The organism is Pseudaeromonas paramecii (assembly GCF_039540575.1).
Lineage (GTDB): Bacteria > Pseudomonadota > Gammaproteobacteria > Enterobacterales > Aeromonadaceae > Pseudaeromonas > Pseudaeromonas paramecii.
Window position 1 is genome coordinate 1 of record NZ_BAABFC010000022.1, and the last position, 22,388, is coordinate 22,388.

21 protein-coding genes and 3 tRNA genes are annotated in these 22,388 nt (G+C 61.5%); 11 read left to right on the forward strand and 13 right to left on the reverse strand.

The window, feature by feature from the left end:
• Window positions 1–158 precede the first annotated feature (158 nt).
• Both yccS and ABD847_RS14265 read left to right on the forward strand, forming a co-directional pair.
• Window positions 159–2,273, forward strand: a complete 2,115-nt coding sequence (gene yccS / locus ABD847_RS14260; RefSeq protein WP_345014201.1) for a YccS family putative transporter — start codon at window positions 159–161, stop codon at window positions 2,271–2,273.
• A 60-nt stretch (window positions 2,274–2,333) separates the two neighbouring features.
• Complete coding sequence (locus ABD847_RS14265; RefSeq protein WP_345014202.1) at window positions 2,334–2,663, forward strand: TusE/DsrC/DsvC family sulfur relay protein; 330 nt, start codon at window positions 2,334–2,336, stop codon at window positions 2,661–2,663.
• A gap of 36 nt (window positions 2,664–2,699) precedes the next feature.
• On the opposite strand, the gene ABD847_RS14270 is transcribed toward ABD847_RS14265, so the two are convergent.
• The 6 genes from ABD847_RS14270 to sohB all read right to left on the reverse strand — a co-directional run bounded on the left by ABD847_RS14270 (window position 2,700) and on the right by sohB (window position 7,611).
• Window positions 2,700–2,900, reverse strand: a complete 201-nt coding sequence (locus tag ABD847_RS14270) for a DUF2517 family protein (RefSeq protein ID WP_345014203.1) — start codon at window positions 2,898–2,900, stop codon at window positions 2,700–2,702.
• A 55-nt stretch (window positions 2,901–2,955) separates the two neighbouring features.
• On the reverse strand, window positions 2,956–3,396 hold the full coding sequence (locus ABD847_RS14275; protein WP_345014205.1) for a methyltransferase family protein: 441 nt from the start codon (window positions 3,394–3,396) through the stop codon (window positions 2,956–2,958).
• An 80-nt stretch (window positions 3,397–3,476) separates the two neighbouring features.
• Window positions 3,477–3,550, reverse strand: a tRNA-Cys gene (locus ABD847_RS14280).
• A 10-nt stretch (window positions 3,551–3,560) separates the two neighbouring features.
• A tRNA-Gly gene (locus tag ABD847_RS14285) sits at window positions 3,561–3,636 on the reverse strand.
• Window positions 3,637–3,829: 193 nt separating this feature from the next.
• A complete protein-coding gene (gene topA, locus ABD847_RS14290) occupies window positions 3,830–6,448 on the reverse strand; it encodes a type I DNA topoisomerase (protein ID WP_345014207.1) in 2,619 nt (872 codons plus the stop codon).
• A gap of 140 nt (window positions 6,449–6,588) precedes the next feature.
• The gene (gene sohB / locus ABD847_RS14295; RefSeq protein ID WP_345014209.1) at window positions 6,589–7,611 is read right to left on the reverse strand and encodes a protease SohB; all 1,023 of its coding nucleotides are present in this window, start codon (window positions 7,609–7,611) and stop codon (window positions 6,589–6,591) included.
• Window positions 7,612–7,775: 164 nt separating this feature from the next.
• Here sohB and ABD847_RS14300 point away from each other — a divergent pair, with 164 nt between their 5' ends.
• A complete protein-coding gene (locus ABD847_RS14300) occupies window positions 7,776–8,513 on the forward strand; it encodes a YciK family oxidoreductase (RefSeq protein ID WP_345014211.1) in 738 nt (245 codons plus the stop codon).
• 106 nt (window positions 8,514–8,619) lie between these two features.
• Window positions 8,620–9,555, forward strand: coding sequence for a LysR family transcriptional regulator (locus ABD847_RS14305; protein WP_345014213.1), 936 nt, complete (start codon window positions 8,620–8,622; stop codon window positions 9,553–9,555).
• Here ABD847_RS14305 and ABD847_RS14310 read toward each other — a convergent pair.
• The gene (locus ABD847_RS14310) at window positions 9,508–10,677 is read right to left on the reverse strand and encodes a sugar efflux transporter (RefSeq protein ID WP_345014215.1); all 1,170 of its coding nucleotides are present in this window, start codon (window positions 10,675–10,677) and stop codon (window positions 9,508–9,510) included. The two genes, ABD847_RS14305 and ABD847_RS14310, sit on opposite strands and share 48 nt — an antisense overlap.
• Before the next feature lie 125 nt (window positions 10,678–10,802).
• Here ABD847_RS14310 and ABD847_RS14315 point away from each other — a divergent pair, with 125 nt between their 5' ends.
• Window positions 10,803–11,945 (forward strand): MalY/PatB family protein, encoded by a 1,143-nt coding sequence (locus ABD847_RS14315; RefSeq protein ID WP_345014217.1) that lies wholly within the window; start codon window positions 10,803–10,805, stop codon window positions 11,943–11,945.
• A gap of 15 nt (window positions 11,946–11,960) precedes the next feature.
• Window positions 11,961–12,923: a TAXI family TRAP transporter solute-binding subunit gene (locus ABD847_RS14320; protein ID WP_345014219.1), complete on the forward strand. Its 963-nt coding sequence runs from the start codon at window positions 11,961–11,963 to the stop codon at window positions 12,921–12,923.
• A 66-nt stretch (window positions 12,924–12,989) separates the two neighbouring features.
• On the opposite strand, the gene ABD847_RS14325 is transcribed toward ABD847_RS14320, so the two are convergent.
• Window positions 12,990–13,077: transfer RNA gene (locus ABD847_RS14325), tRNA-Ser, on the reverse strand.
• Between the two features lie 164 nt (window positions 13,078–13,241).
• On the opposite strand from ABD847_RS14325, the gene ABD847_RS14330 reads away from it, so the two are divergent.
• Entirely contained in the window at window positions 13,242–13,994 is a 753-nt protein-coding gene (locus tag ABD847_RS14330) for a DsbA family protein (protein WP_345014221.1), read from the forward strand.
• 85 nt (window positions 13,995–14,079) lie between these two features.
• On the forward strand, window positions 14,080–15,225 hold the full coding sequence (locus ABD847_RS14335) for a ribosomal protein uL16 3-hydroxylase (protein WP_345014223.1): 1,146 nt from the start codon (window positions 14,080–14,082) through the stop codon (window positions 15,223–15,225).
• 49 nt (window positions 15,226–15,274) lie between these two features.
• Here ABD847_RS14335 and ABD847_RS14340 read toward each other — a convergent pair whose 3' ends face one another.
• A complete protein-coding gene (locus ABD847_RS14340; RefSeq protein WP_345014225.1) occupies window positions 15,275–15,817 on the reverse strand; it encodes a YaeQ family protein in 543 nt (180 codons plus the stop codon).
• A 247-nt stretch (window positions 15,818–16,064) separates the two neighbouring features.
• Between ABD847_RS14340 and ABD847_RS14345 the strand changes: the two genes are divergently transcribed.
• Window positions 16,065–16,490: a hypothetical protein gene (locus ABD847_RS14345; protein WP_345014227.1), complete on the forward strand. Its 426-nt coding sequence runs from the start codon at window positions 16,065–16,067 to the stop codon at window positions 16,488–16,490.
• Between the two features lie 51 nt (window positions 16,491–16,541).
• Here the strand turns inward: ABD847_RS14345 and ABD847_RS14350 are convergent, their stop codons facing one another.
• Window positions 16,542–16,778 carry a hypothetical protein gene (locus tag ABD847_RS14350; protein ID WP_345014229.1) on the reverse strand — a complete coding sequence of 79 codons (237 nt, stop codon included), beginning with the start codon at window positions 16,776–16,778 and terminating at the stop codon, window positions 16,542–16,544.
• 266 nt (window positions 16,779–17,044) lie between these two features.
• On the opposite strand from ABD847_RS14350, the gene ABD847_RS14355 reads away from it, so the two are divergent.
• Window positions 17,045–18,034, forward strand: coding sequence for a 2-hydroxyacid dehydrogenase (locus ABD847_RS14355; RefSeq protein ID WP_345014231.1), 990 nt, complete (start codon window positions 17,045–17,047; stop codon window positions 18,032–18,034).
• A 158-nt stretch (window positions 18,035–18,192) separates the two neighbouring features.
• Window positions 18,193–18,756 carry an acetate uptake transporter gene (gene satP / locus ABD847_RS14360; RefSeq protein WP_345014233.1) on the forward strand — a complete coding sequence of 188 codons (564 nt, stop codon included), beginning with the start codon at window positions 18,193–18,195 and terminating at the stop codon, window positions 18,754–18,756.
• Window positions 18,757–18,878: 122 nt separating this feature from the next.
• Here the strand turns inward: satP and purF are convergent, their stop codons facing one another.
• From purF to serS, 3 genes are all read right to left on the reverse strand, one after another.
• The gene (purF, locus tag ABD847_RS14365) at window positions 18,879–20,405 is read right to left on the reverse strand and encodes an amidophosphoribosyltransferase (RefSeq protein ID WP_345014235.1); all 1,527 of its coding nucleotides are present in this window, start codon (window positions 20,403–20,405) and stop codon (window positions 18,879–18,881) included.
• A gap of 27 nt (window positions 20,406–20,432) precedes the next feature.
• Window positions 20,433–20,915, reverse strand: coding sequence for a CvpA family protein (locus ABD847_RS14370; RefSeq protein WP_345014237.1), 483 nt, complete (start codon window positions 20,913–20,915; stop codon window positions 20,433–20,435).
• Between the two features lie 141 nt (window positions 20,916–21,056).
• Window positions 21,057–22,355 (reverse strand): serine--tRNA ligase, encoded by a 1,299-nt coding sequence (gene serS, locus ABD847_RS14375; protein ID WP_345014239.1) that lies wholly within the window; start codon window positions 22,353–22,355, stop codon window positions 21,057–21,059.
• Window positions 22,356–22,388 lie beyond the last annotated feature (33 nt).

Below are 22,388 nucleotides of genomic sequence, written 5' to 3' on the forward strand. Positions count from 1 at the left end.
ATTGGTTTGGTTGGCGCCTCCAATTCTCCGGGAATGCCCCGAGTGAACAACCTACAGAGAGATCACAGCTAGCCAAGGGCTGTATCGCGCGATAGCATGCTATATCCTGTTGTTCAGTATGGTTTTATCCCCTAAGACCGCACTAGCGAGTGTCGCCCATGTCCATGCTTCAACCGCGTCGTCTGCTGACCGATTCGCACCTGTTCTTTGCCCTCAAGATTGCCGTCACCATGGTGGGCGTGCTGTTGCCTGGCTGGCTGCTGGGCATGACCCACGAGTCGGTCATTCTCTCCCTGGGGGTGGTGGCCGGGGCCATCGCCGAACCCGATGACTCCTTGAGCGGTCGCATCAAGAACCTGCTGATGACCCTGGGCTGTTTTCTGATTGCGACCTTCTCGGTGCAGTACCTCTACCCCTACCCGCCCGCCTTTGCCTTGGGGCTGTTTACCTCCACCGTGGGTTTCATCATGCTGGGGGCCCTCGGGCCACGCTATGCCGCCATCAGCTTTGGCTCCCTGCTGGTGGCCATCTACGCCATGCTGGGTGCCTCCCAGGCGCCAACCCCCTGGTATCTGCCCCTCTGGTTGTGCCTGGGTGCCATGTGGTATGGCCTGGTGTCGGTGATCTGGCTGCACTTTCATCCGTACAAGTCCTTGCACGAGCAGCTCTCCCAGGTCTACTTCGCCCTGGGCCGCTATTTCGAGACTAAATCGGGTTTGTTCAGCCAACCGGTCGCCAATTTTCCCCAGCTGCGCCATCAGCTCTCTGTGGTGAACATAGGCTCGGTCACCAGTCTCAATCAGGTGAAGATCATGTTGCAGCGCCGCCTGGGTAACAGGGTGCCTCCACATCTGAGCCGCCTGTTGCAGCTCTACCTGCTGGCGCAGGAGATCCACGAGAAGATCACCTCCAGCCACTACCTCTACGAACGCCTGGAGCAGGAGATGGCCAATGCCGCCATCCTGGATGGCTTTGCCGAAACCCTGGAGCAACTGGGCCAGGCCTGTCGTCAGTTGGGCTTTGCCATCCTGATGCACAGGTCCTTTACGCTGACCCGCTCGCCGCGCTGGGCACTGCAGGCGCTGGCGGATCAGCTGCAACTGCACCGCCAGCAGCATCAGCAACAGGATCCGCTGCACAACTCCCTGAGTTTCTTGCATCAGAATCTCACCAGCATTGGGGAGTTGCTGATGGAGGCGGGGCGGATCAGCGGCCAGATGGATGCGCCCTTCACCGAACCGACCCCTCCCCAGTTGCCACGGGAAAGCCAGCCGGATCTGCGGGGCCTGCCAGGTCACTTCACCCCCGACTCCCCCCTGTTCCGCCATGCCATCCGCATGGGGGTCTGTCTGGTGAGCGCCTACGGTCTGTTGCTGCTCTTTCCCATCCATCAGGGCTTCTGGGTGCTGCTGACCTGCCTGTTTGTCTGTCAGTCCAGCTACACCGCCACCCGTACCCGGCTGGTGGAGCGTATTCTCGGCACCCTGCTGGGACTGGTGCTGGGTCTAGGGCTGCTCTGGTTGGCGCCGGGCCCCCATGGCCAACTGCTCATCATGGGGATCGCCGCCGTGCTGTTCTTTGCCCAGCTGCGCAGCAACTACAGCGCCGCCGTCACCTTCATCACCCTGTATGCCGTCACCGCCTTCGGCCTGCTGGGAGTAGAAGGCAGCACCATACTCCTGCCGCGTCTCATCGACACCCTGCTGGGAGGCCTGCTCTCCTACCTGGCCGTGACCTTCATCTGGCCGGACTGGAGTTTTCGCCGTCTGCCGGCACTACTGGCGGCGTCCCTGGGCAGTACCGCCCATTACTTCACCCAGGTGCGCCATACCCTGGCCGGAGAACACGATGCCCTGGCCTACCGCATCGCCCGCCGGCGGGCGCACCAGGCCGACTGCGCCCTGGCCCAGGCCTGGCAACAGATACTGGTGGAGCCTAAACCAGGCCGCCGCCTGCTGCGCCTGAGTGTGGCCCTCACCCAGCGCAGCCATGCCCTCATCTCCTATGTCTCCACCCTGGGTGCCCATCGGCAACGGTTGCAACTGCCACCGGACAATCCCTGGCTGCAGCTGGGGGACGAGATCGAGCGGGTGTTGCGCTGCGCAGCTCAGGGGCAACAAGGAGAGCTCATCCATCTGCCCGCCCCGCAGGATGACAGCGCACTGACCCCGGCGGAGCGTCTGTTGGCCCAGGAGATGGGGCTCATCGCCGAGGTGGCCAACGAGTTGCTGCGCCTAAGCTGGCTGATGGGGCACCAGAAGGAGACTCCCTAGCCGGTGGAGCCGGTGGCAGGCGAGTGCTAAACTCGCCGCCTTTGCAAGACGAGGTACCCTATGCTGATCATTGACGGGCGCGAGATCGCCACCGACAACCATGGCTACCTGAGCCATCTGGATGATTGGAGCGAGGCGGTGGCCTGCGCCCTGGCCGAGCAGGAGGGCATAGTGCTCACCGAGGCCCACTGGGAGGTGATCCGTTTCGTGCGGGACTTCTACCAGGAGTACAAGACCTCCCCCGCCGTGCGGGCCCTGGTGAAGGCCATGGAGCTGAAGTTCGGCCCCGAGAAGGGCAACAGCCGCTATCTGTTCCGGTTATTCCCCAAGGGGCCGGCCAAACAGGCTACCCTGCTGGCCGGCCTGCCCAAACCGGCCAAGTGCCTGTAACCACCCAGATGCAACAAGGCGCTCACAGGCGCCTTGTTATAATCCACGATCTTCCAGATGCCGATTGCGGGTCAGCCACACGGGCTCGTCACTGGTCTTGAGCCACAGGCGATGCAGGTAGCTGTAGCAGCGTCTGTGCCAGCGAGGCACCCAGACCACCAGCGGAAACAGCAGTATCCCCAACAGCAGGGCACTGACCCGCCGGCGGAATAACCGGATGGGCGTGTATCGACTCATGGCTTCCTCCTGCGACCTGACCCTGTCCACTTTGTATACCATCCCCCTGTCAGATTCAACGGTCCCTGGCCGAGCGCCCGCAGCCTGACGGCAAGAAAAAGCCGGTCCTGACGCGATAATCCCGGTAGGCCGAAAACTGCCGCAGCAACTGCTGCTCCTCCCGTCGGGCCTTGGCCCAGAGCACAACCCACAGTAAAACCGCCGCCAGGATACTGGCCAGGCTCAGGTAACCCAGCACACAGCCCAGGGCAAACAACAACAAGGAGGCATACATGGGATGCCGGATATAACGATAGGGCCCGGTGCAGACCAGGCGACCCTTGGGGTGCGGCACGGGGCGTATACGAAAGTTTCCCGGTGGATTACACCACAGGCTCCACAGCGCCAAGCCCAGGCTCGGCAACCAGCCCAATAGCGCCAGGGGCGTCGGCCACTGTCCTGACCAGGGCCAGGCCACCAGCAACAGGCCAACAAACTGGGCGACGACATAAGGCATAGGGGTCTCCTGCAGCAAGCCAGCGGCTACTGTAGCAGTGAGAGCGACAAACAGGATAGGGAGAAAAACAGACAAGGAGATGGAGGCGCGTTCCGGAGTCGAACCGGACTAGGCGGATTTGCAATCCGCTACATAACCGCTTTGTTAACGCGCCTATGAGAATTTGGAGCGGGAAACGAGACTCGAACTCGCGACCCCGACCTTGGCAAGGTCGTGCTCTACCAACTGAGCTATTCCCGCACCGTTCCTCTGCTCGAGGACGGGCGCATTATACGTAGTTGCCGGCGCAGCACAAACCCTTTTTTGGCTAACCACATCTGTTTGCTCAGCAAATCAACAAACTAGCCCCCATCACCCGCCAGGCTCCAACCGCAAGGGGCAAGAAAAAGGCGGCCATCATGGCCGCCTATGGGCGAAAGTAACCGGGTTGGGACTATTTGCCCTTGCCCAGGGTCACCACCCAATCCCCGTCATGGTAGTGCGCACTCCAGCCGGTGGCCTTGCCGTTCACCTCGGTCATCACGTACTGCTCCTTGGTCTTGCGGCTAAAACGCACTATGGCCGGGTTACCCTCCGGATCCTGGGCCGGCGCATCGGCCAGGTAGCGATGCTTGGGCGCCAGCCGGTCGGCAAAACGCTGCAGCTCGGCCACCAGAGGAGCCCGGGTCTCGCGGGATTTGGGGAAGGTGCTGGCGGCCAGGAACAGGCCGGCCGCCCCGTCACGCAGCACGAAGTGGGCATCGGATTGGCTGCACTTGAGCTCGGGCAAGGGCACAGGATCTTCCTTGGGCGGCGCCACCTCACCGTTTTTCAAGATCTTGCGGGTGTTCTTGCAGGTCTCGTTGGTACAGGCCATGTACTTGCCGAAGCGGCCGTTACGCAGCTGCATCTGGGCACCACAGCGATCGCAGTCGATCACCGGGCCCTCATAGCCCTTGAGACGGAACTGCCCCAGCTCCAGCTCGTAGCCATCGCAGTCGGGGTTATTGCCACAGACGTGCAGCTTGCGGGTCTCGTCCACCACATAGGAGTCCATGGCGGTGCCACACTTGGGGCAACGACGCATGGCCCGCAGGGCATCCACTTCCCCCTCTTCGCTGTCGGCGGCGATAAACTCGTCACCCGGCACCAGGTTGATGGTCTTCTTGCAGCGCTCCTTGGGGGGCAAGGCATAGCCGGAGCAGCCCAGGAACACCCCTGTGGTGGCGGTACGAATGCCCATCTTGCGACCGCAGTCGGGGCAATCGATGTCGGTGAGGATCATCTGGTTGCCACGCATGCCGCCGGACTGGGCTTCCTGTTCGGCCTGGTGCAACGTATCGCGGAACTCGGCGTAGAAGCTGTCCAGCTGGGCCTTCCAGTCACGCTGCCCCTGGGCAATGGCGTCCAGGTTGGTTTCCATCTGGGCGGTGAAGTCGTAGCTCATCAGCTCCTCGAAGCTCTCCACCAGCCGCTCGGTGACGATCTCCCCCATCTTCTCGGCGTAAAAGCGGCGGTTCTCCACCTTGACGTAACCGCGCTCCTGGATGGTGGAGATGATGGCGGCGTAGGTGGAGGGCCGGCCGATGCCCCGCTTCTCCAGCTCCTTGACCAGAGCGGCTTCGGTGAACCGTGCCGGCGGCTTGGTGAAGTGCTGCCGCGGGTCAAGCTGCTGCAGGCTCAGCTCATCGCCCTGGGCCACCTGAGGCAGCTGGATGTCCTCCCCCTTGCGTCCCATGGGCGGCAACACCTTGGTCCAGCCGGCAAAGCGCAGGATGCGGCCCTTGGCCTTGAGCTGGTATCCGGCAGCCTCCACCGTCAGGACGGTGGCGTCGTACTGGGCCGGGGTCATCTGACAGGCGACAAACTGCCGCCAGATGAGGTCATACAGGCGTACGGCATCGGACTCCATGCCTTCCAGCTGGTCGGCCAGCAGGCGCACGGACGAGGGCCGGATGGCTTCGTGCGCCTCCTGGGCATTGGCCTTGGCACCATAGCGGAGGGCCTCGTCCGGCAGATACTCGGCGCCGAACTGCTTGCCGATATACTCGCGCACCGCGTCCAGGGCTTCCTGGCTCAGGTTGGTGGAGTCGGTACGCATGTAGGTGATGTAGCCGGCCTCGTACAGGCGTTGGGCCATCATCATGGTCTTCTTGACGCCAAAGCCCAGGCGGGTGCTGGCTGCCTGCTGCAGGGTGGAGGTGATAAAGGGGGCCGAGGGCTTGCTGCCGGTGGGCTTGTCTTCCCGGCTCAGCACCCGATAGCGGGCCCCTTGCAGGGCATCGCAGGCAATTTGGGCCTGCTGCTGGGTCTTGGGCTCGAAGGCGCTGCCGTTGAAGCCGGTCACCTCCATGCGCAAGGGATCCTGGCGCGGCGTCAGCAGGTCGGCGTTGATGTCCCAGTATTCTTCGGGGACGAACGCCTTGATCTCCCGCTCCTTCTCCACGATGAGCCGCACCGCCACCGACTGCACCCGGCCGGCGGACAGACCCCGGGCAATCTTCTTCCACAACAGTGGCGACACCATGTAGCCCACCACCCGGTCGAGGAAACGACGGGACTGCTGGGCGTTAACCCGATCCAGGTTCAGCTCCCCCGGGTGGGAGAAGGCCTCCTGAATGGCACTCTTGGTGATTTCGTTGAACACCACCCGCTTGAAGCGAGACTCATCGCCGCCGATCAATTCCCGCAGGTGCCAGGCGATGGCTTCCCCCTCGCGGTCCAAGTCGGTTGCCAGATAGATGGTGTCGGCCTTGTCTGCCAGGCTCTTGAGCTCGTTGACCACCTTCTCCTTGCCCGGCAGCACCTGATAGCGGGCCTGCCAGCCATGCTCCGGGTCTATGCCCATGCGGTTGACCAGCGCCAGGTACTCCTTGCGCTGCTTGTCGGTCTCGGTCGTCTTGCCACGGCGGGCCGCAGGTTTGCTGCCTTCCTTGTCGGCGGCCGCACTGCCACTGGTGGGCAAATCACGCACATGCCCGACGCTGGACTTCACCACGAAGTCCTTGCCCAGATACTTGTTAATGGTCTTGGCCTTGGCCGGCGACTCAACAATCACCAGAGATTTGCCCATACGAATGCTGGAATCCTTTTAGAACACACACAGGCCCCGAGACGGGGCCAAAGAATCTGAATGCCTCCAACGGAGGCACCTGCTTATTATTAAGATGTAAGGCACCTTGGCCAGAATCAACCGATTTTTTTCACGGCCCCCTACCAGCCCTTCCAGGGCGACCCCTGCCACCAGCGCAGCAAGGTGCGCTCGACCGCCAGGCTGGCCCCCTGGCCAAACCGCTCCCCCAGGCCCTTTTTCTGCCGAAAACGCACCGCCACCACCTGGCGTTGCTCGGCCTGCTCCAGCAGGTAATCGTCGCTGGTGCGCAGCTCGTCCACCAGGCCCAGGCTCAGGGCCTCATTGGCCAGCCAATGCTCGCCGGTGGCGGTCTTGGCCAGATCCAGCATGGGACGATAACGGGCGATGTGCTGCTTGAATTGCTGGTGAATGGACTCCAGCTCGGCCCGGAACTTCTCCCGGCCCTCATCGTTGTTCTCGCCAAACAGGGTCAGGGTGCGCTTGAACTGACCAGCAGTGTGCAGCTCCACATCGATGTCGTGTTTTTGCAGCAGCCGGTGGAAGTTGGGCAGTTGCGCCACCACGCCGATGGAACCGACGATGGCAAAGGGCGCCGCCAGTATCTTCTGCGCCACCACCGCCATCATGTAACCGCCGCTGGCCGCCACCTTGTCGATGGCCACCGTCAGGCGCAGGCCGCGCTCCCGCAGCCGCTGCAGCTGGGAGGCACACAGGCCATAGCCATGCACCACGCCGCCGCCAGACTCAAGACGCACCAGTACCTCATCTTCGGGCTTGGCGATCCCCAGGATGGCGGTGACTTCTTCACGCAGGCTGGCGGCCTCGTGTGCATCCATGCTGCCCTTGAAATCCACCACGAACAGCCGGGGCCGCGTGCCTTCGGCCCGCTCCTTGGCGCGACGCTTGTGGGTCAGCTTGAGCTCCTTGCGGTAGCGTTTGAGGGCCGCCCCTTCCAGCAGGCTGGCTTGCAGGGCCTCGCGGTGCTCGGTCAGGCTCTGGCTCAGATCCGTCACCTCCAGCGCCCCCTTCTGCCCCTTGTGCTTAGCCACCGCCACGGCAATCAGCAAGCAGGGCAACACGAAGATCAACAGCAGGGTCAATAACTTGGCTAGAAACAGCCCGTACTCGAACAGGAAGCTCACGTCTGACTCCATGGCAAAACAAAAGCGCCATTCTACGGCCACTTGCTCAAGCTGGCAAAACCTCTGCAACACAAACACTTATATACCTTTCTCTGCCCCTGGGTCTGTTCAGCCCCTGGGGCTTGTGAGTACACTGGCCCCCTTGTGCCATCAGGAGACAGACCATGCTGGATTATCAGGCGCCGCCGACGCTGCTGGCCGGCAAATGCATTCTGATCACCGGCGCCACCGCCGGCATCGGCCGCACCGCCGCCCTCACCTTTGCCGCCCATGGCGCTCAGCTGGTGTTGCTGGGCCGCGATCCGCTCAAGTTGCGCCAGCTGTGTGAGGAGATTGGCGCCAGCGGGGCGCTTCTGCCTCGGTATGGAGTGCTGGACTTGGCGACGGCGAGTCAAGCCACGACCCGGGCCTGTATCGCCGCCTTGGCGCTGACCCGGCTGGATGGTCTGCTGCTCAACGCCGGCGTGCTTGGCACCCTGGGCCCCTTGGCCGAGCTTGACGAACAGGAATGGCAGCGGGTGCTGCAGGTGAATGTCAGTGCCAACCTGTGGCTGATCCAGACCTGCCTGCCCCTGCTGCAACAAGCCCCACAGGCCAGCCTGCTGCTCACCTCCTCCGGGGTCGGCAAGCGGGGCCGGGCCGGCTGGGGCAGCTATGCCATCTCCAAATTTGCCACCGAGGGCATGATGCAGGTGCTGGCGGATGAACTGGCCGGCACGGGCGTGCGGGTCAATGCCATCAACCCTGGCGCCACCCGTACCGCCATGCGCGCCGCGGCCAAGCCCGATGAAGACCCACTCACCCTGCGCACGCCCGCCGAGCTGATGCCCCTGTATCTGTATCTGATGGGCCAACACAGCCTGGGGCTCACTGGTCAGAGTTGGGACGCTCAGTCAAAATAGCCAATGGCACCACGACAAGCCCTAGCCTGACGGTGCATATCGTGTAGGCTTAGGCCATAGGCAGGCATTGGCACTGCGATAGGAAGAAGAAGGATCCTCGACCCCCATGTTCAGACCCAAGAGCACACTGGAGCAATGGCGTATCTTTCAGGCCGTGGTGGAATACGGTGGCTATGCCCAGGCGGCGGAGCAGCTCAACAAGAGCCAGTCCGCCCTGAACCATGCGGTGGCCAAGCTGCAGCAGACCTTGGGGGTGGCACTGCTGGAGGTGCGGGGCCGCAAGGCGTTTCTCACCGAGGAGGGGCAGGTCTTTTTACGGCGCGCCAAGCTGCTCACCCAACAGATGGAAGAGCTGGAGCTGCTGGCCCATAACATCCATCAGGGCTGGGAGGCTCAGCTCACCCTGGCGGTGGAGCTGGTGCACCCCCGTCCCCTGCTCAATCGTGCCCTGCAGCTGTACTACCCCCAGTCCCGCGCCACCCAGCTGCAACTGCTGGATACGGTGCTGACGGGTTCCATGGAAGCCATCAGCGAAGGCACGGCGGATCTGGTGATCACAGGCACAGTGCCGCGAGGGCATATCGGTGAGCCGCTGACCGAGATCACCCTGCTGCCGGTCTGTCATCCCCAGCATCCCCTGGCCAGCGAACCCGAGCTCAACCTGGATCTGCTGAGCCACCACCTGCAGATCGTCATCCGCGACACCGGCAAGCAGCCCAAGGAGCTGGGCGGCTGGCTCAAGTCGGACCAACGCTGGACGGTGAACAACTTCCATGAGGCCATCGGCATCATGCTCTCGGGTCTCGGCTTTGCCTGGGTGCCGCTGCACCTGGTCGAACAGCTGATCGCACAAGGACGGCTGCACCGGCTGAACCTGCTGGAACACGCCACCCGCAAGTTTTACACCTACCTGGTGCAGCCCAACCCGGGCCAGCTGGGCCCCAGCGGCCAGAAGCTGCTGGAGGCCCTGCGGGAGAGCCACAGGGCCGAGGGTTCAGCAGTTAGCCACCCGGTGAAAGCAGAGACAGGAGATGCCGGCTAACAGTATGGCTAGCCAGAACACCCCCTGATACCCCCAGGCTTCGGCAATCACCCCCGCCAGTGCACCGGCGACGATGGAGCCGGTACGCACGGCATTGGTAAACAAGGTGGTGGCCACCCCGGGACGCCCCGGCATCAGATCCTGAAAATAGGACATGCCGAGCCCTGCCACTATGCCGATCAGGATGGCATTGAACAGCTGCACACCGATGAGCGCCGCTGGATGAGTCAGCCAGGGTAGCAGGCCATAAAACACCACCCCGGCCGCCCCCGCCACCATCATCATGGGCCGCTTGCCCCAGCGACTCGACCAATGGCCGGCCATCAGCATCAGGGGGATTTCCAGGCCGGCTGCCATGCCCATCAACCAGCCCACCAGGGACTGGTCGTAACCCAGCTGACGAGTGAGATACAGGGGCATGCTGATGAGGTACATGCTGTTGCAGGTCCATACCAGCAGACAGCCCACAAACAACCAGCGCACATCCCCCTTGGCGGAGGCCAGCTCCCCGGCACACGTTGCGGCACCGCTGGCCGGCCCCAGATCCGGCAACCGCCGCTGCACGGTCCAGGCACACAGCAGATAGGTCAGCCCGGCACCGGCAAATAACCAGACGAAGCCCCATTGCGCCACCACGGCAAAGGCCAGGGGCGGCCCCACCACCCAGGCGAGGGAAAACTGGGCCCGCATCAGGGTGCTGAACATCACGGAGCGATTGCCCTGGTGGTCGCAATAGACCCGGGCCAGGGCAAACATCTGCGGCGAGGCGGTGGAGGCCAGGTTCAGCAGCAATACTCCCAGGGTGATCAAGAGCCAATACTGGCGAACACCCGCAAACAGCAGGCCGCCGGCCAGACCGGCCAGACAGCAGTAGACGATGAGGCGCTTGCGACTACCCTTGCGATCCGAGCGCTTGGCCAACCACTGGCTGATGAGAATGCCGGCCACGGCGTTGACGGTGTAAAAAAGCCCCACCAGCAGGGGCCGCACGCCGATCTCGTCCGCCAGAAACAGGCTGAGCACCGGCACCATCAGGGCCACGGCGGCGCCTGTGATGAAGGTCACCAACATGAAGGAAAGCAACACGGGATCCCGGTTGCGCCAGATCGTCTGCCAGGCCATACCACTTCTCCAAAGGGACGCCCGCGCATTTTCCGCCCCCGTATGGCACAACTCAAGCCCAGCCTTGCCCGGGGCCCTGTTTATTCATAAAGTGGCCACTTCACTGCCCAACATGAGACGGATGCATGTTTGATTTTGACACCCCCATCGATCGTCGTGGTACCCAGAGCCTGAAGTGGGACAAGTACAAGGAACGCGACGTGCTGCCCCTGTGGGTTGCCGATACCGACTTTGCCGCCCCCCAGGCCGTCATCGAGGCCCTGCAGGCGCGGGTGGCCCACGGCATCTTCGGCTACAGCCGCCCCTCGCCGCGCCTGATCCAACTGATCGTGGATCGCATGGCCGAACGCTACGGCTGGACCATCGCCCCCGAGTGGCTCGTCTTCATGCCCGGCGTGGTGCCCGGCCTTAACTTTGCCTGTCGGGCCTGGTGTCGCCCCCAGCAGCAGATCATCACCCCCAGCCCTGTGTATTACCCCTTCCTCCACGCCCCCGAGCACAACCAGCGCGGGGTGAGCCACCTGCCAATGCAGCTGGTGGATGATCGCTGGCTGCCGGACTTTACCGCCCTGGAAGCCCTGGCACCCCAGGCGGATCTGCTGCTGCTGTGTAATCCCCACAACCCCGGCGGTACCGTGTTTACCCGGGAGGAGCTGCTGCGCATCAACGACATCGCCCGGCGCCATGATCTGGTGGTCTGCTCCGATGAGATCCACTGCGATCTGCTGCTGGATGACGTCGCCCATATCCCCTATGCCAGCCTGAACGAGGACGCCGCCAGCCGCAGCGCCGTGCTGATGGCCCCCAGCAAGACCTTCAACATCGCCGGCCTGTGCTGCTCCTTTGCCATCATCCCCAACCCCAAGCTGCGCCTGTCATTGCAACAGAGCATGCGGGGCCTGATGGCGGACAACAACCTGCTGGGCTTTGTGGCCGCCGAAGCCGCCTATGCCGACGGGCAGCCCTGGCTGGATGCTCAGCTCAGCTACCTGCGGGAAAACCGGGATCTCATCATGGCCAAGCTGGGCCGGGTGCCCGGCGTCAAGATCGCCCGCATCGAGGCCACCTACCTGGCCTGGATCGATGTCTCCGGTCTGGAACTGGACAACCCCATTCAGGCGTTTGAGGCCGGCGGCGTAGGACTCTCCCCCGGCGCCCAGTTTGGTGACGGGCGCTTCGTGCGGCTGAATTTTGGTTGTCCACGGGCCTTGCTGGATGAGGCGCTAGATCGCATGCTCAAGGTGATTGACCGACATCGTCAGGCCTGATGGTGGGAGGCGGCCATGCGCCCATTGCTTTACTTGTTCAGCCTGTTGCTGCTGGGCGCCGTTTCCCCGGCCAGGGCCGCCCCGGATCTGCTGATCGGCTCAGGTAGCCTGACCGGTGTCTACTATCCTGCAGGCGGTGCCCTGTGCCGCCTGCTGGCCCGGGCCCCGGCCAAGCTGCCCTGCCAGGTGGTGGCCACCGGGGGCTCGGCAGACAACCTTGCGGCCTTGAGCCGGGGTTATCTGAGCCTGGCGCTGGTGCAATCGGATGTCCAGCTCACCACCAGCCCGCCGCCGGCCCTCTATCGGCTGTTCAACGTGCATCAAGAAGCCCTGACCCTGGTGACCCGTCAGGACAGCGGCATCGGCTCATTGGCAGATCTGGCCGGCAAGCGGCTGGACATCGGCAATCCGGGCTCCGGTGACAACAGCACCATGCGCCTGCTGCTGCAGGCCATGGCCTGGCCGGACGAAACCGTGGCGGCACTGTCGCATCTGCCGGGCAGTGAGCGTGCGCAAGCCCTGTGTGAAGGACAGATAGACGCCTACGCCTATGTGGTGGGCCACCCCAGCAGCGCCATCAGTGAGGCCGCCAGCCTCTGTCCCATCCGGCTTATCCCTGTGGAGGGAGAGGCCGTGGACCGGCTGCTGCAAACCCACCCCTATTACCAGCGCACCCGGATCCCGGCGGACCTCTACCCTGGCGTGGATGAGGCCATCAAGACCATCGGCATGCCGGCAGGCCTCATCGCCGGCCCGCAGATCGACGAGGCCCTGGCCTACCGCATCACCCAGCAGGTGTTCAATCGCCTGCCCCAACTCAGGCGCCTGCACCCGGCCTTAAGCCAGCTGGATCGCCAGCAGATGATAGGCGAAGCCGGTGGCCTGCCGTTGCACCCCGGGGCCCGCCGTTTTTTTGTCGAGCAAGGCTGGCTGCCGCCTCTACCCGCCCCGGCGCAACACGCACTGCGGAGCCCATAGACCCGGTGCCTCATCGGCTGGAAGACGGATACAAAAAAGCCCGGGCATCAGCCCAGGCTCAATAATTGGCGGAGGGGGTGGGATTTGAACCCACGGATGGTCGCCCATCGACGGTTTTCAAGACCGTTGCATTAAGCCGCTCTGCCACCCCTCCACAGCGTGCGGCATGTTACCAAGCCAACGACGAAAGTAAATCACTATGTCGCTGAATGTACGAGTAAATCATATTTTTGTGCCGCCACGCGCAACCGCTGGGCCCCGGCGCAGATTTGCTTGACTTGTCCCCTTAGCCTCCCACTATATAACGGTGCATTTTTCATGGAACCCATTGTTATGACCATCAAGACCCGCCTGCTCGCCACCGCCCTGGCCGGCCTGTTACCCCTGAGCCTGACCGCCGCCCCAGCCAATCAGGCCGAGATTGAGCAGATCGTTCATCAATACCTGGTAAATCACCCGGAGATCCTCATCGAGATGTCCGATGCCCTGCGCGCCAAGCAGCAGGCCGCCCAGGAGGCCGAGGACACTCGCCTGCTCAAACAGTATGCCAAGGCGCTGTATCACAATCCGGCCGACCCCAGCGGCGGGCCGGCGGATGCCACCCTGACCCTGGTAGAATTCATCGACTACAACTGTGGCTACTGCAAGCGCGCCTGGCCCAGCCTGAACGCCGTGATTGACGAAAACCCCAAGCTGCGCCACGTCTACAAGGAATTCCCCATCCTGAGCGAAGGCTCTGTGCTGGCGGCCAAGGCAGCGCTGGCCGTGCATAAGGTGGCCCCCAAGCAGTACCTGGCCTTTCACAATGCCCTGATGTCTTATCAGGGCAGCATCAAGAGCGAGGATCAGCTGGCCGAGGTGGCCAAATCCCTGAAGCTGGACTGGAGCGCGATCAAGACCGCCATGGCCGATCCGGCCGTGGAGAAAACCATTCAGGCCAACCACCAGCTGGCCCAACAGCTGGGTGTCACCGGCACTCCGGCCTTCTTCGTGGGTGACCAGGCCCTGCGTGGTGCGCCTCGCTCACCGGACGATCTGCAGGCCGTGATCCAAAACGCCAAACCGCTATAATCTCTGCGCAGACGGCGCCGGCCGTCTGCCCTTCCCTCCTCAAATTTTCAAACACGCTCAGGCTCTTGGCCTAAGTGAGGCTTGCATGTACCAGCTCAACCTCAACTGGCAGGAATTTCTGCCGCAGCACTGGCAAAAGCGTCCTCTGGTGATCCGGGGTGCCTTTACCAACTTTATCGACCCCATCAGTCCGGAAGAGTTGGCCGGGCTAGCCATGGAGGCGGAGCTCGATAGCCGCATCGTCGCCCGGCTGGCAGATACGTGGCAGGTTGCCCAGGGTCCCTTCGAATCGTTTGACGCCTGGGGTGACAAGGACTGGTCGCTGCTGGTGCAGGCGGTGGATCACTGGTTCGAACCGGTCAATGCCCTGGTCGCCCCCTTTCGCGGACTGCCCAACTGGCGGTTGGATGATCTCATGATCTCGTATTCGCTGCCCGGCGGTGGCGTGGGACCCCATCTGGATCAATATGATGTGTTCATCATTCAGGGCATGGGTCGCCGTCGCTGGCGAGTGGGTGAAAGAGGTCAGCACCGCCAACACACACCCCACCCGGATCTGCTGCAGGTCGATCCCTTCGAGCCCATCATCGATGTGGAACTCAATCCGGGCGACATGCTCTACATACCGCCAGGCTTTCCCCACGATGGTTATGCGCTGGAACCGGCGTTGAACTATTCGGTGGGCTTTCGCGCACCCACTGGCCGAGAACTCTTGTGTAGCTTCGCCGACCACCTGCTGGATAAGGAGCTGGGCGGCCAGCGCTACGCCGATCCTGAGTTGCAGCCCCGCGCCCATCCAGGTCAGATCCAGTCCAGTGAACTGGCCGGGCTGCGGCAGTTGATGCTGGCCCAGCTGCAAGACGAGGCTGAGTTTTCTCATTGGTTGGCGGGCTTCTTGAGCCAGGCACGGCATGAGCTGGACGAACAGCCGGTGGAACCCCCCTTCAGCCCACAAGAGGTGAAGGAAAACCTGGCGGAGCTGGGATTGTACCGGCAAGGCGGGGTGCGCTGCCTCTATCTGGACGAGGCGCCGCAGCGGCTGTTTATCCTCGGCGAAACCATCGAAGTACCAGCGGCGGGCGCAGAGCTGGCCCGTATGCTGGCCGATGATCCGGCGCCTAGCCAGGCAGCCTTGCTGGCGGCCTGTCAGGACGCGGCCCTGTGCCAATGGCTGACCGACCTCGTCAACCGGGGCTGGTGGTACTTCCCCACGCAAGACGACGAAGAGTAATTCAAAACGAAAAAAGGCGTCTTACGACGCCTTTTTCATGCAGAGAACATCAGACGGGATAGCGCCTTGTCCAATCTAGTTGCAGGTTTATGTCGCCACAACTGAGCCAGACGTCCCCATCCGTGATGGTCACCTGACACTCCATGGCCCGCTCCGCTGCAGCCGCCAGTTGCTGAGTAGAATCGCTGGCCAGCTCTATGATGGTGAGATTGTCATAGCGCTGCAGCGCCTGACTGTTTTGCTGCCACCAGACCGAGACGGCCCGGCCGCCATAGGCATACAGGGTCACCTGTTTGGCGCGATGACAGGCCTTCTTCAGCCGACGCTCATCCGGTAGTCCCACCTCGATCCAGTGCTCTATTTCGCCGGCATAGGATTTCAACCACAACTCGGGTTCATCATCGGCGCACAGCCCCTTGGTAAACTCCAGCCGCTCATCGGCATTGAGCGCCCAGGCCAACAGCCGCACCATCATACGTTCATCGGTTTCCGAGGGGTGGCGGGCCAGGGTCAGGGGACACTGCAGGTAAACACCGCGATCCGTGTCGGCCACGTTGAGATTGACTTTGAAGATGGTGGCCTTAAGCGCCATGTATGTGATCCAGTTGATGAAAATGGAGGCACATCATCGACTTTTTTGCGACATGAATGCAAATCCAATTGCCTGGTGCTTCGCATCCACCTGGGCATGCATATACTGTTAACAGGTACGGGCCTTGCCCGACCAGGCTGGATGTCAGGATCTTGCTCCGCCGCTTACCGGCACGGGATCACACTATTACAACGCAAGCACCTGCAGCTGAAGGCTTTACTCTGGGTTGTCGTCATAGGGGGTTGTCATGCAAGAACAAAATACAGAACACACCGAGGGTCAATTCAAGCTGGTGTGGGTGCTAAGCGGTATCGCCAAGCGCCAGATCACCATGGAAGCTGCCATGGTGGACGAGGCCGCCCTCAAGAAGGGGCGCCAGGTGAGCTGGCGTCTGCTGCGACCGATCCAGCACTTTCCCTGGGTGGTAGCCAAGGCGGCAACCGATGCCATTCGGCAAAAATTTGCCGCCCTCCAGCAAGCCAAGGTGGAAACCGTGGCTCACCGTCATGTGGAGTGGCGCAACACGGCACCACAGATCAAGGTGTCCTGGATGAGCCGCGACTACAAATCCCACGCAACGCCAGAAGAAGTGCCGCAATACCTCACCCTGCTGTTACCCAAGCGGGTGACCTGGGAGGGAGGCAAGAACCCTATCAAGGTCTCCTGGGTCTAGCAGATACATCAAGCTGCAGAATGAAGCGGGGCGTCTTGGCGCCCCGTTTGCTTAATTCAGCAAATAACGCACAGCCGTCATTAGATTGCTGGCTCGCCCTCGCTCCTTGCCCAGGCAGTTGCAGGCCAGGAACTCCCCCAGTTCGGCGCCCTTGATTTCACCCACTCGGCAGGGCCAGCCGCTTTCATTTTCCTTACGTATCATCCAGCTGGGGCCGGTGCGCTCTTCAGCGTAGACACCCGGATAAATCTCATGCCCCACATACATGCCGTTGACAAAGACACCCATAGCCACCTCCGTTTCATCCTGAATTGGTTACTGCGATACTGTATAGGCAAACAGTACTGTATTCATAAACAGGTTTCAACTATTTTTTGTACAATCGGGGCCGAGACTGGCGTGCCTGGCAAAACATGAAATTTTGTTACAAACTGACAGGAAAATCGGCGAGGTTTATCGGAAAGGGAACTTTATAGCCCCCTTTTTTCACAAGCCACTGGACTTTTTAACGTGAAGTTGTAATTTAATTACAGGTTATCTACGAGGTCAGCCCTATGAAAATCGCTCTGTTCAGTTGCAAGGCCTATGATCGTGACTATTTCCAGCAGGCCAACCAGGACTTCCAGTTCCACATTGACTACTTCGATGTCCGGTTGGAGCACAAGACCGCCCGCCTGGCCCATGGCTATGATGCCGTCTGCGCCTTTGTGAACGATGAGCTGGATGCCCAGGTCCTCGAGGAACTGGCGGCCAATGGCACCCGCATCATCGCCATGCGCTGCGCCGGCTACAACAATGTGGATCTGGACACGGCACAACGGCTCGGCCTAGAGGTGGTGCGGGTTCCAGCCTATTCTCCCGAAGCCGTCGCCGAGCATGCCATCGGCCTGATGATGACCCTGAACCGCCGTATCCATAAGGCCTATCAGCGCACCCGGGATGCCAATTTTGCGCTGGACGGTCTGGTGGGTTTTAACATGCACGGCAAGACCGCCGGCATCATAGGCACCGGCAAGATAGGCATCGCCACCCTGCGGATCCTCAAAGGCTTTGGCATGAAGCTGCTGGTGAGCGACCCTTATGTCAATCCCGCCGCCGTCGAGCTGGGGGCTGAGTATGTGGACGTAGATACCCTGCTGCGCCAATCCGATGTCATCAGCCTGCACTGCCCCCTGTTCAAGGAGAACTATCACCTGCTCAACGCCGAGGCGTTCGCCAAGATGAAGCCGGGGGTGATGATCATCAACACCAGTCGCGGTGGCCTGCTGGACTCCGTCGCCGCCATCGATGCCCTTAAGCAGGGCAAGATCGGTGCCCTTGGCCTGGATGTTTATGAAGAAGAAGAAGAGCTGTTCTTTGAAGACAAGTCCAACGAGGTGATCACCGACGATACTTTCCGCCGCCTCTCCGCCTGTCACAACGTGCTGTTTACCGGTCACCAGGCGTTTCTGACCCGGGAGGCCCTGCTGGCCATTGCCGGTACCACCCTCAACAACCTGGCACTGTTTGCCCAGGGACAGACCAGCGGCAACGAAGTCAAATAACGCCAAACCAAGGCAGGCACCGCCTGCCTTGGTCCAGAGCCAGACTCTTTTTCGCGCCACCTCTTGCGTGCCTTGCCGGCCCTCTCTAGAATCGCCGCGAAATTAACCCCAGTCATGACAGGCCAAGGCCTGTCTTCTTTGTATATGGAGAACATATCGTGAACGGAAACCTGGCCAACCCGGCCCCCCTGGGCCTGATGGGCTTCGGCATGACCACAGTGCTGCTCAACATCCACAACGCCGGCTTCATCAGCCTGAGCGCCATGATCCTGGCCATGGGTCTGGCCTATGGTGGTGCCGCTCAAGTCATCGCCGGTATTCTGGAGTTTAAGAAGGGCAACACCTTCGGCCTGACCGCCTTCACCTCCTACGGCTTTTTCTGGCTGAGCCTGGTGGCCCTGCTGGTGCTGCCCAAGCTGGGCTGGGCCGACGCGGCTGACGCCACCGCCATGGGTTTCTACCTGCTGGTGTGGGGTATCTTCACCCTGTTCATGTTCCTCGGCACCTTGAAAGGTCCCAAGGCGCTGCAGTTCGTGTTCGGCTCCCTGGTGGTGTTGTTCTTCCTGCTGGCCATCAAGGACTTCACCGGCAACGCGGCCCTGGGGACCCTGGCCGGCTTTGAAGGCATCGTCTGTGGTGCCTCCGCCATCTACCTGGCCATGGCCGAAGTACTGAACGAAAAGTTCGGCCGCAGCGTGCTGCCCATCGGCGAACCCAAGTAAACGCCTTAACAAGGCGATAAAAAACCGAAGCCTTGGCTTCGGTTTTTTTTATCCCTTCCGGCCACAAAATAAAACAGGCTTGCCATCGGGCAAGCCTGTTAGAGGCGACAAGCCAGGAGAACTCAGTTCTCGCCGTTATACAGCTCCAGATCCGCCACCCCTTCGTTCCACTCCCGTACCGCCTTGGCATCATCGCTGCGGAGGTTGTTGAGGAAGTCCAGGTAGTTCTGATCCACGTCCTGGGTCACGTACTGACCATTGAATACCGAGGTCTCAAATTGGCTGATGGCCGGATTGCCCTCACGCACCGCCTCTTCCAGATCCTTGAGATCCTGAAAGATCAGGCCGTCGGCCCCGATGAGCTTGCAGATCTCCTCCACATCCCGGCCATGGGCGATCAGCTCATTGGCGGTGGGCATGTCGATGCCATAGACGTTGGGGAAGCGTATCTCGGGCGCCGCTGAGGCAAAGTACACCTTGGCCGCCCCGGCCTCCCGGGCCATGTCGATGATCTGGCCTGAGGTGGTCCCCCGCACTATGCTGTCATCCACCAGCAGCACCTTCTTACCCTTGAACTCGGAGCTGATGGCATTGAGCTTGTTGCGCACCGACTTCTTGCGCTGCTTTTGTCCCGGCATGATGAAGGTACGGCCGATGTAGCGGTTCTTCACGAAGCCCTGGCGATAAGGCAGCCCCAGACGCTGGGCGATCTCCAGGGCGATATCGCAGGAGGTCTCGGGGATGGGGATCACCACATCAATGTCCAGGTCTTCCCACTGGCGCTTGATCTTCTCACCCAGCTTCTGGCCCATGTGCACCCGGGCGGCATACACGGAAACCTGGTTGATGAAGGAGTCAGGACGAGCAAAGTAGACGTATTCGAAGATGCAGGGGCACAGCTTGGCATCCTGGGCACACTGCTGGGTGAACAGCTGGCCCGACTCTGTGATGTACACGGCCTCACCGGGTTCCACGTCCCGCATCAGATCGAAGCCCAACACATCCAGGGCCACGCTCTCGGAGGCCACCATGTACTCTATGCCCCCCTCCTCGCTCAGACGACGACCGATCACCAGGGGACGGATACCGTTGGGATCGCGGAAGGCGACCAGGCCGTGACCTATGATCACCGACACCACCGCATAGGCGCCACGGATCTGCTTATGCACCTGCTGGATGGCAGTAAAGATGTCAGAAGGCTGCAAACGAGGCTGGTCATGCAGCAGCAGATCCAGCTCGTGAGCGAAAACGTTTAACAAAACTTCAGAATCAGAGGTGGTGTTGATGTGGCGGCGGGCCACCTTGAACTGCTGATCCCGCAGATCTTTGGCGTTGGTCAGGTTGCCATTGTGGGCCAAGGCAATGCCAAACGGAGAATTGACGTAGAAAGGCTGGGCCTCGGCGGCACTGGAGCTGCCGGCGGTGGGATAACGCACATGGCCGATGCCGATGTTGCCCTTGAGCCGCTGCATGTGGCGGGTTTCAAACACGTCCTTGACCAGCCCATTGGCCTTACGCTGCTTGAACGTACCATCTTCGATGGTCACGATGCCAGCCGCATCTTGGCCACGGTGCTGCAACACGGTCAGGGCGTCATACAACGCCTGGTTGACCGGAGTGGTGCCAACAATACCGACGATACCACACATGTCTTGATGTTCCTTTAGGCTCTAACGTTACTTGATGAAACTCGACGACGACTTCATGAACTCGAAAAACCAGCTCACCACGACGCCAAATTCCGGGATTAATTTAGACTGTTGCCACCAGAAGCTCTGACTGGCAGAGGTAAAGGTGTCCATGAAAAATAGCAGGGCGCTGACGATCAGCACACCGCGGATGGCGCCAAAGCAGATGCCCAGGATTCGATCCGTGCCGGACAGCCCCGTCTTGTCCACCAGGGTGGAGATGAGGTAGTTGACGATACCCCCCAGGATCAGGGTCGCCACAAACAGGGCTATGATGGCCACACCGTTGCGCAGCAACTCTTCTTGCAGGGAGGTGAAATACACCGCCAGATCGGCATAGAAATGACTGGCGATGAAGAAGGCCACGAACCAGGTTGCCAGGGACAGGGCTTCCTTGACGAACCCGCGGATCAGACTGATGAGAGAAGACAGAGCTATCACTGCCAAGATGGCGTAATCAACCCAGACCACAAGCGCTCCGCTGGAGTAGGAAAAGTGCGGCGCATTCTAGCAAAAACGATTTCCGATTGCTTGCAAAAGTTGCCCGGTCAGCGGCCAGCAAAAAGGGGTCGGACACGCTCGTGTCCGACCCCTTTTCAGACCGTGACGACCTCAGCCGATGTGGGTCAGGCCACCCAGATAGGGCTGCAGTACGGCCGGCACGGCGATACGGCCATCCGCCTGCTGATGGTTCTCCAGCACGGCCACCAGGGTGCGGCCCACCGCCAGGCCGGAGCCGTTCAGGGTGTGCAGCAGCATGGGCTTGCCATCGGCACCGCGCACCCTGGCCTGCATGCGGCGGGCCTGGAAGTCGGTGCAGTTGGAGCAAGAAGAAATCTCCCGGTAGGTATTCTGCGCCGGCAGCCAGACTTCCAGATCGTAGGTCTTGGCGGCGCTAAAGCCCATGTCCCCGGTACACAGCGCCATCACCCGGTAGGGCAGCTCCAGCAGCTGCAACACCTTCTCGGCGTGTCCCACCATCTCCTCCAGGGCCTCCCAGCTCTGCTCCGGATGCGCCAACTGTACCATCTCCACCTTGTCGAACTGGTGCATACGGATGAGACCGCGGGTATCGCGACCGTAGGAGCCAGCTTCGGAGCGGAAGCAGGGGCTGTGGGCGGTGAGCTTCACCGGCAAGGCCTTCTCATCGAAGATCACGTCGCGGCCCAGGTTGGTGAGCGGCACCTCGGCGGTGGGGATCAGGGAGAAACGGCGCACCTTGCCCTCGTCGTCCCCTTCCCCATTGATGGCGGTATGGAACAGATCGTCGGCAAACTTGGGCAACTGGCCGGTGCCTTGCAGGCTGTCGGCATTCACCAGGTAGGGCACGTAGCATTCGGTATAGCCGTGCTGCTGGGTGTGCAGATCGAGCATGAACTGCGCCAAGGCACGGTGCAGCCGGGCGATCTGCCCCTGCATCACCACGAATCGGGCGCCGGAGAGCTTGGTGGCCGCCTCAAAATCCAGCCCCTTGAGCCCCTCGCCCAAGGCCACATGATCCTTGACGTCAAAGTCAAAGCTGCGGGGGGTACCCCAGCGGCGCACCTCCTGGTTTTGACTTTCGTCCCGCCCCACAGGCACGCTCTCATGGGGCAGGTTGGGCAGGGTCAAGGCCAGCGCCTCGACTTCCGCCAGCACCGCATCCTGCTGTTGCTTGCAGCTGTCGAGCTCGGCACCCAGGGAGCCCACCTGGGCCATCAGGGGGGCGGTATCTTCACCACGGCGCTTGGCGTCACCGATGGCCTTGGAACGGGCGTTGCGCTCGGCCTGCAGCTCCTGGGTGCGGGTCTGCAGCACCTTGCGCTGCTCCTCCAGGGCATTGATCTTGGCCACATCCAGGGTGTAGCCACGTTGGGCCAGTCGTTGGGCGGCCTCGTCGATGTCGGCACGCAAATATTTGGGATCTAGCATGGTAACCTGCTCGTCTTAGACAAATGACTTCAA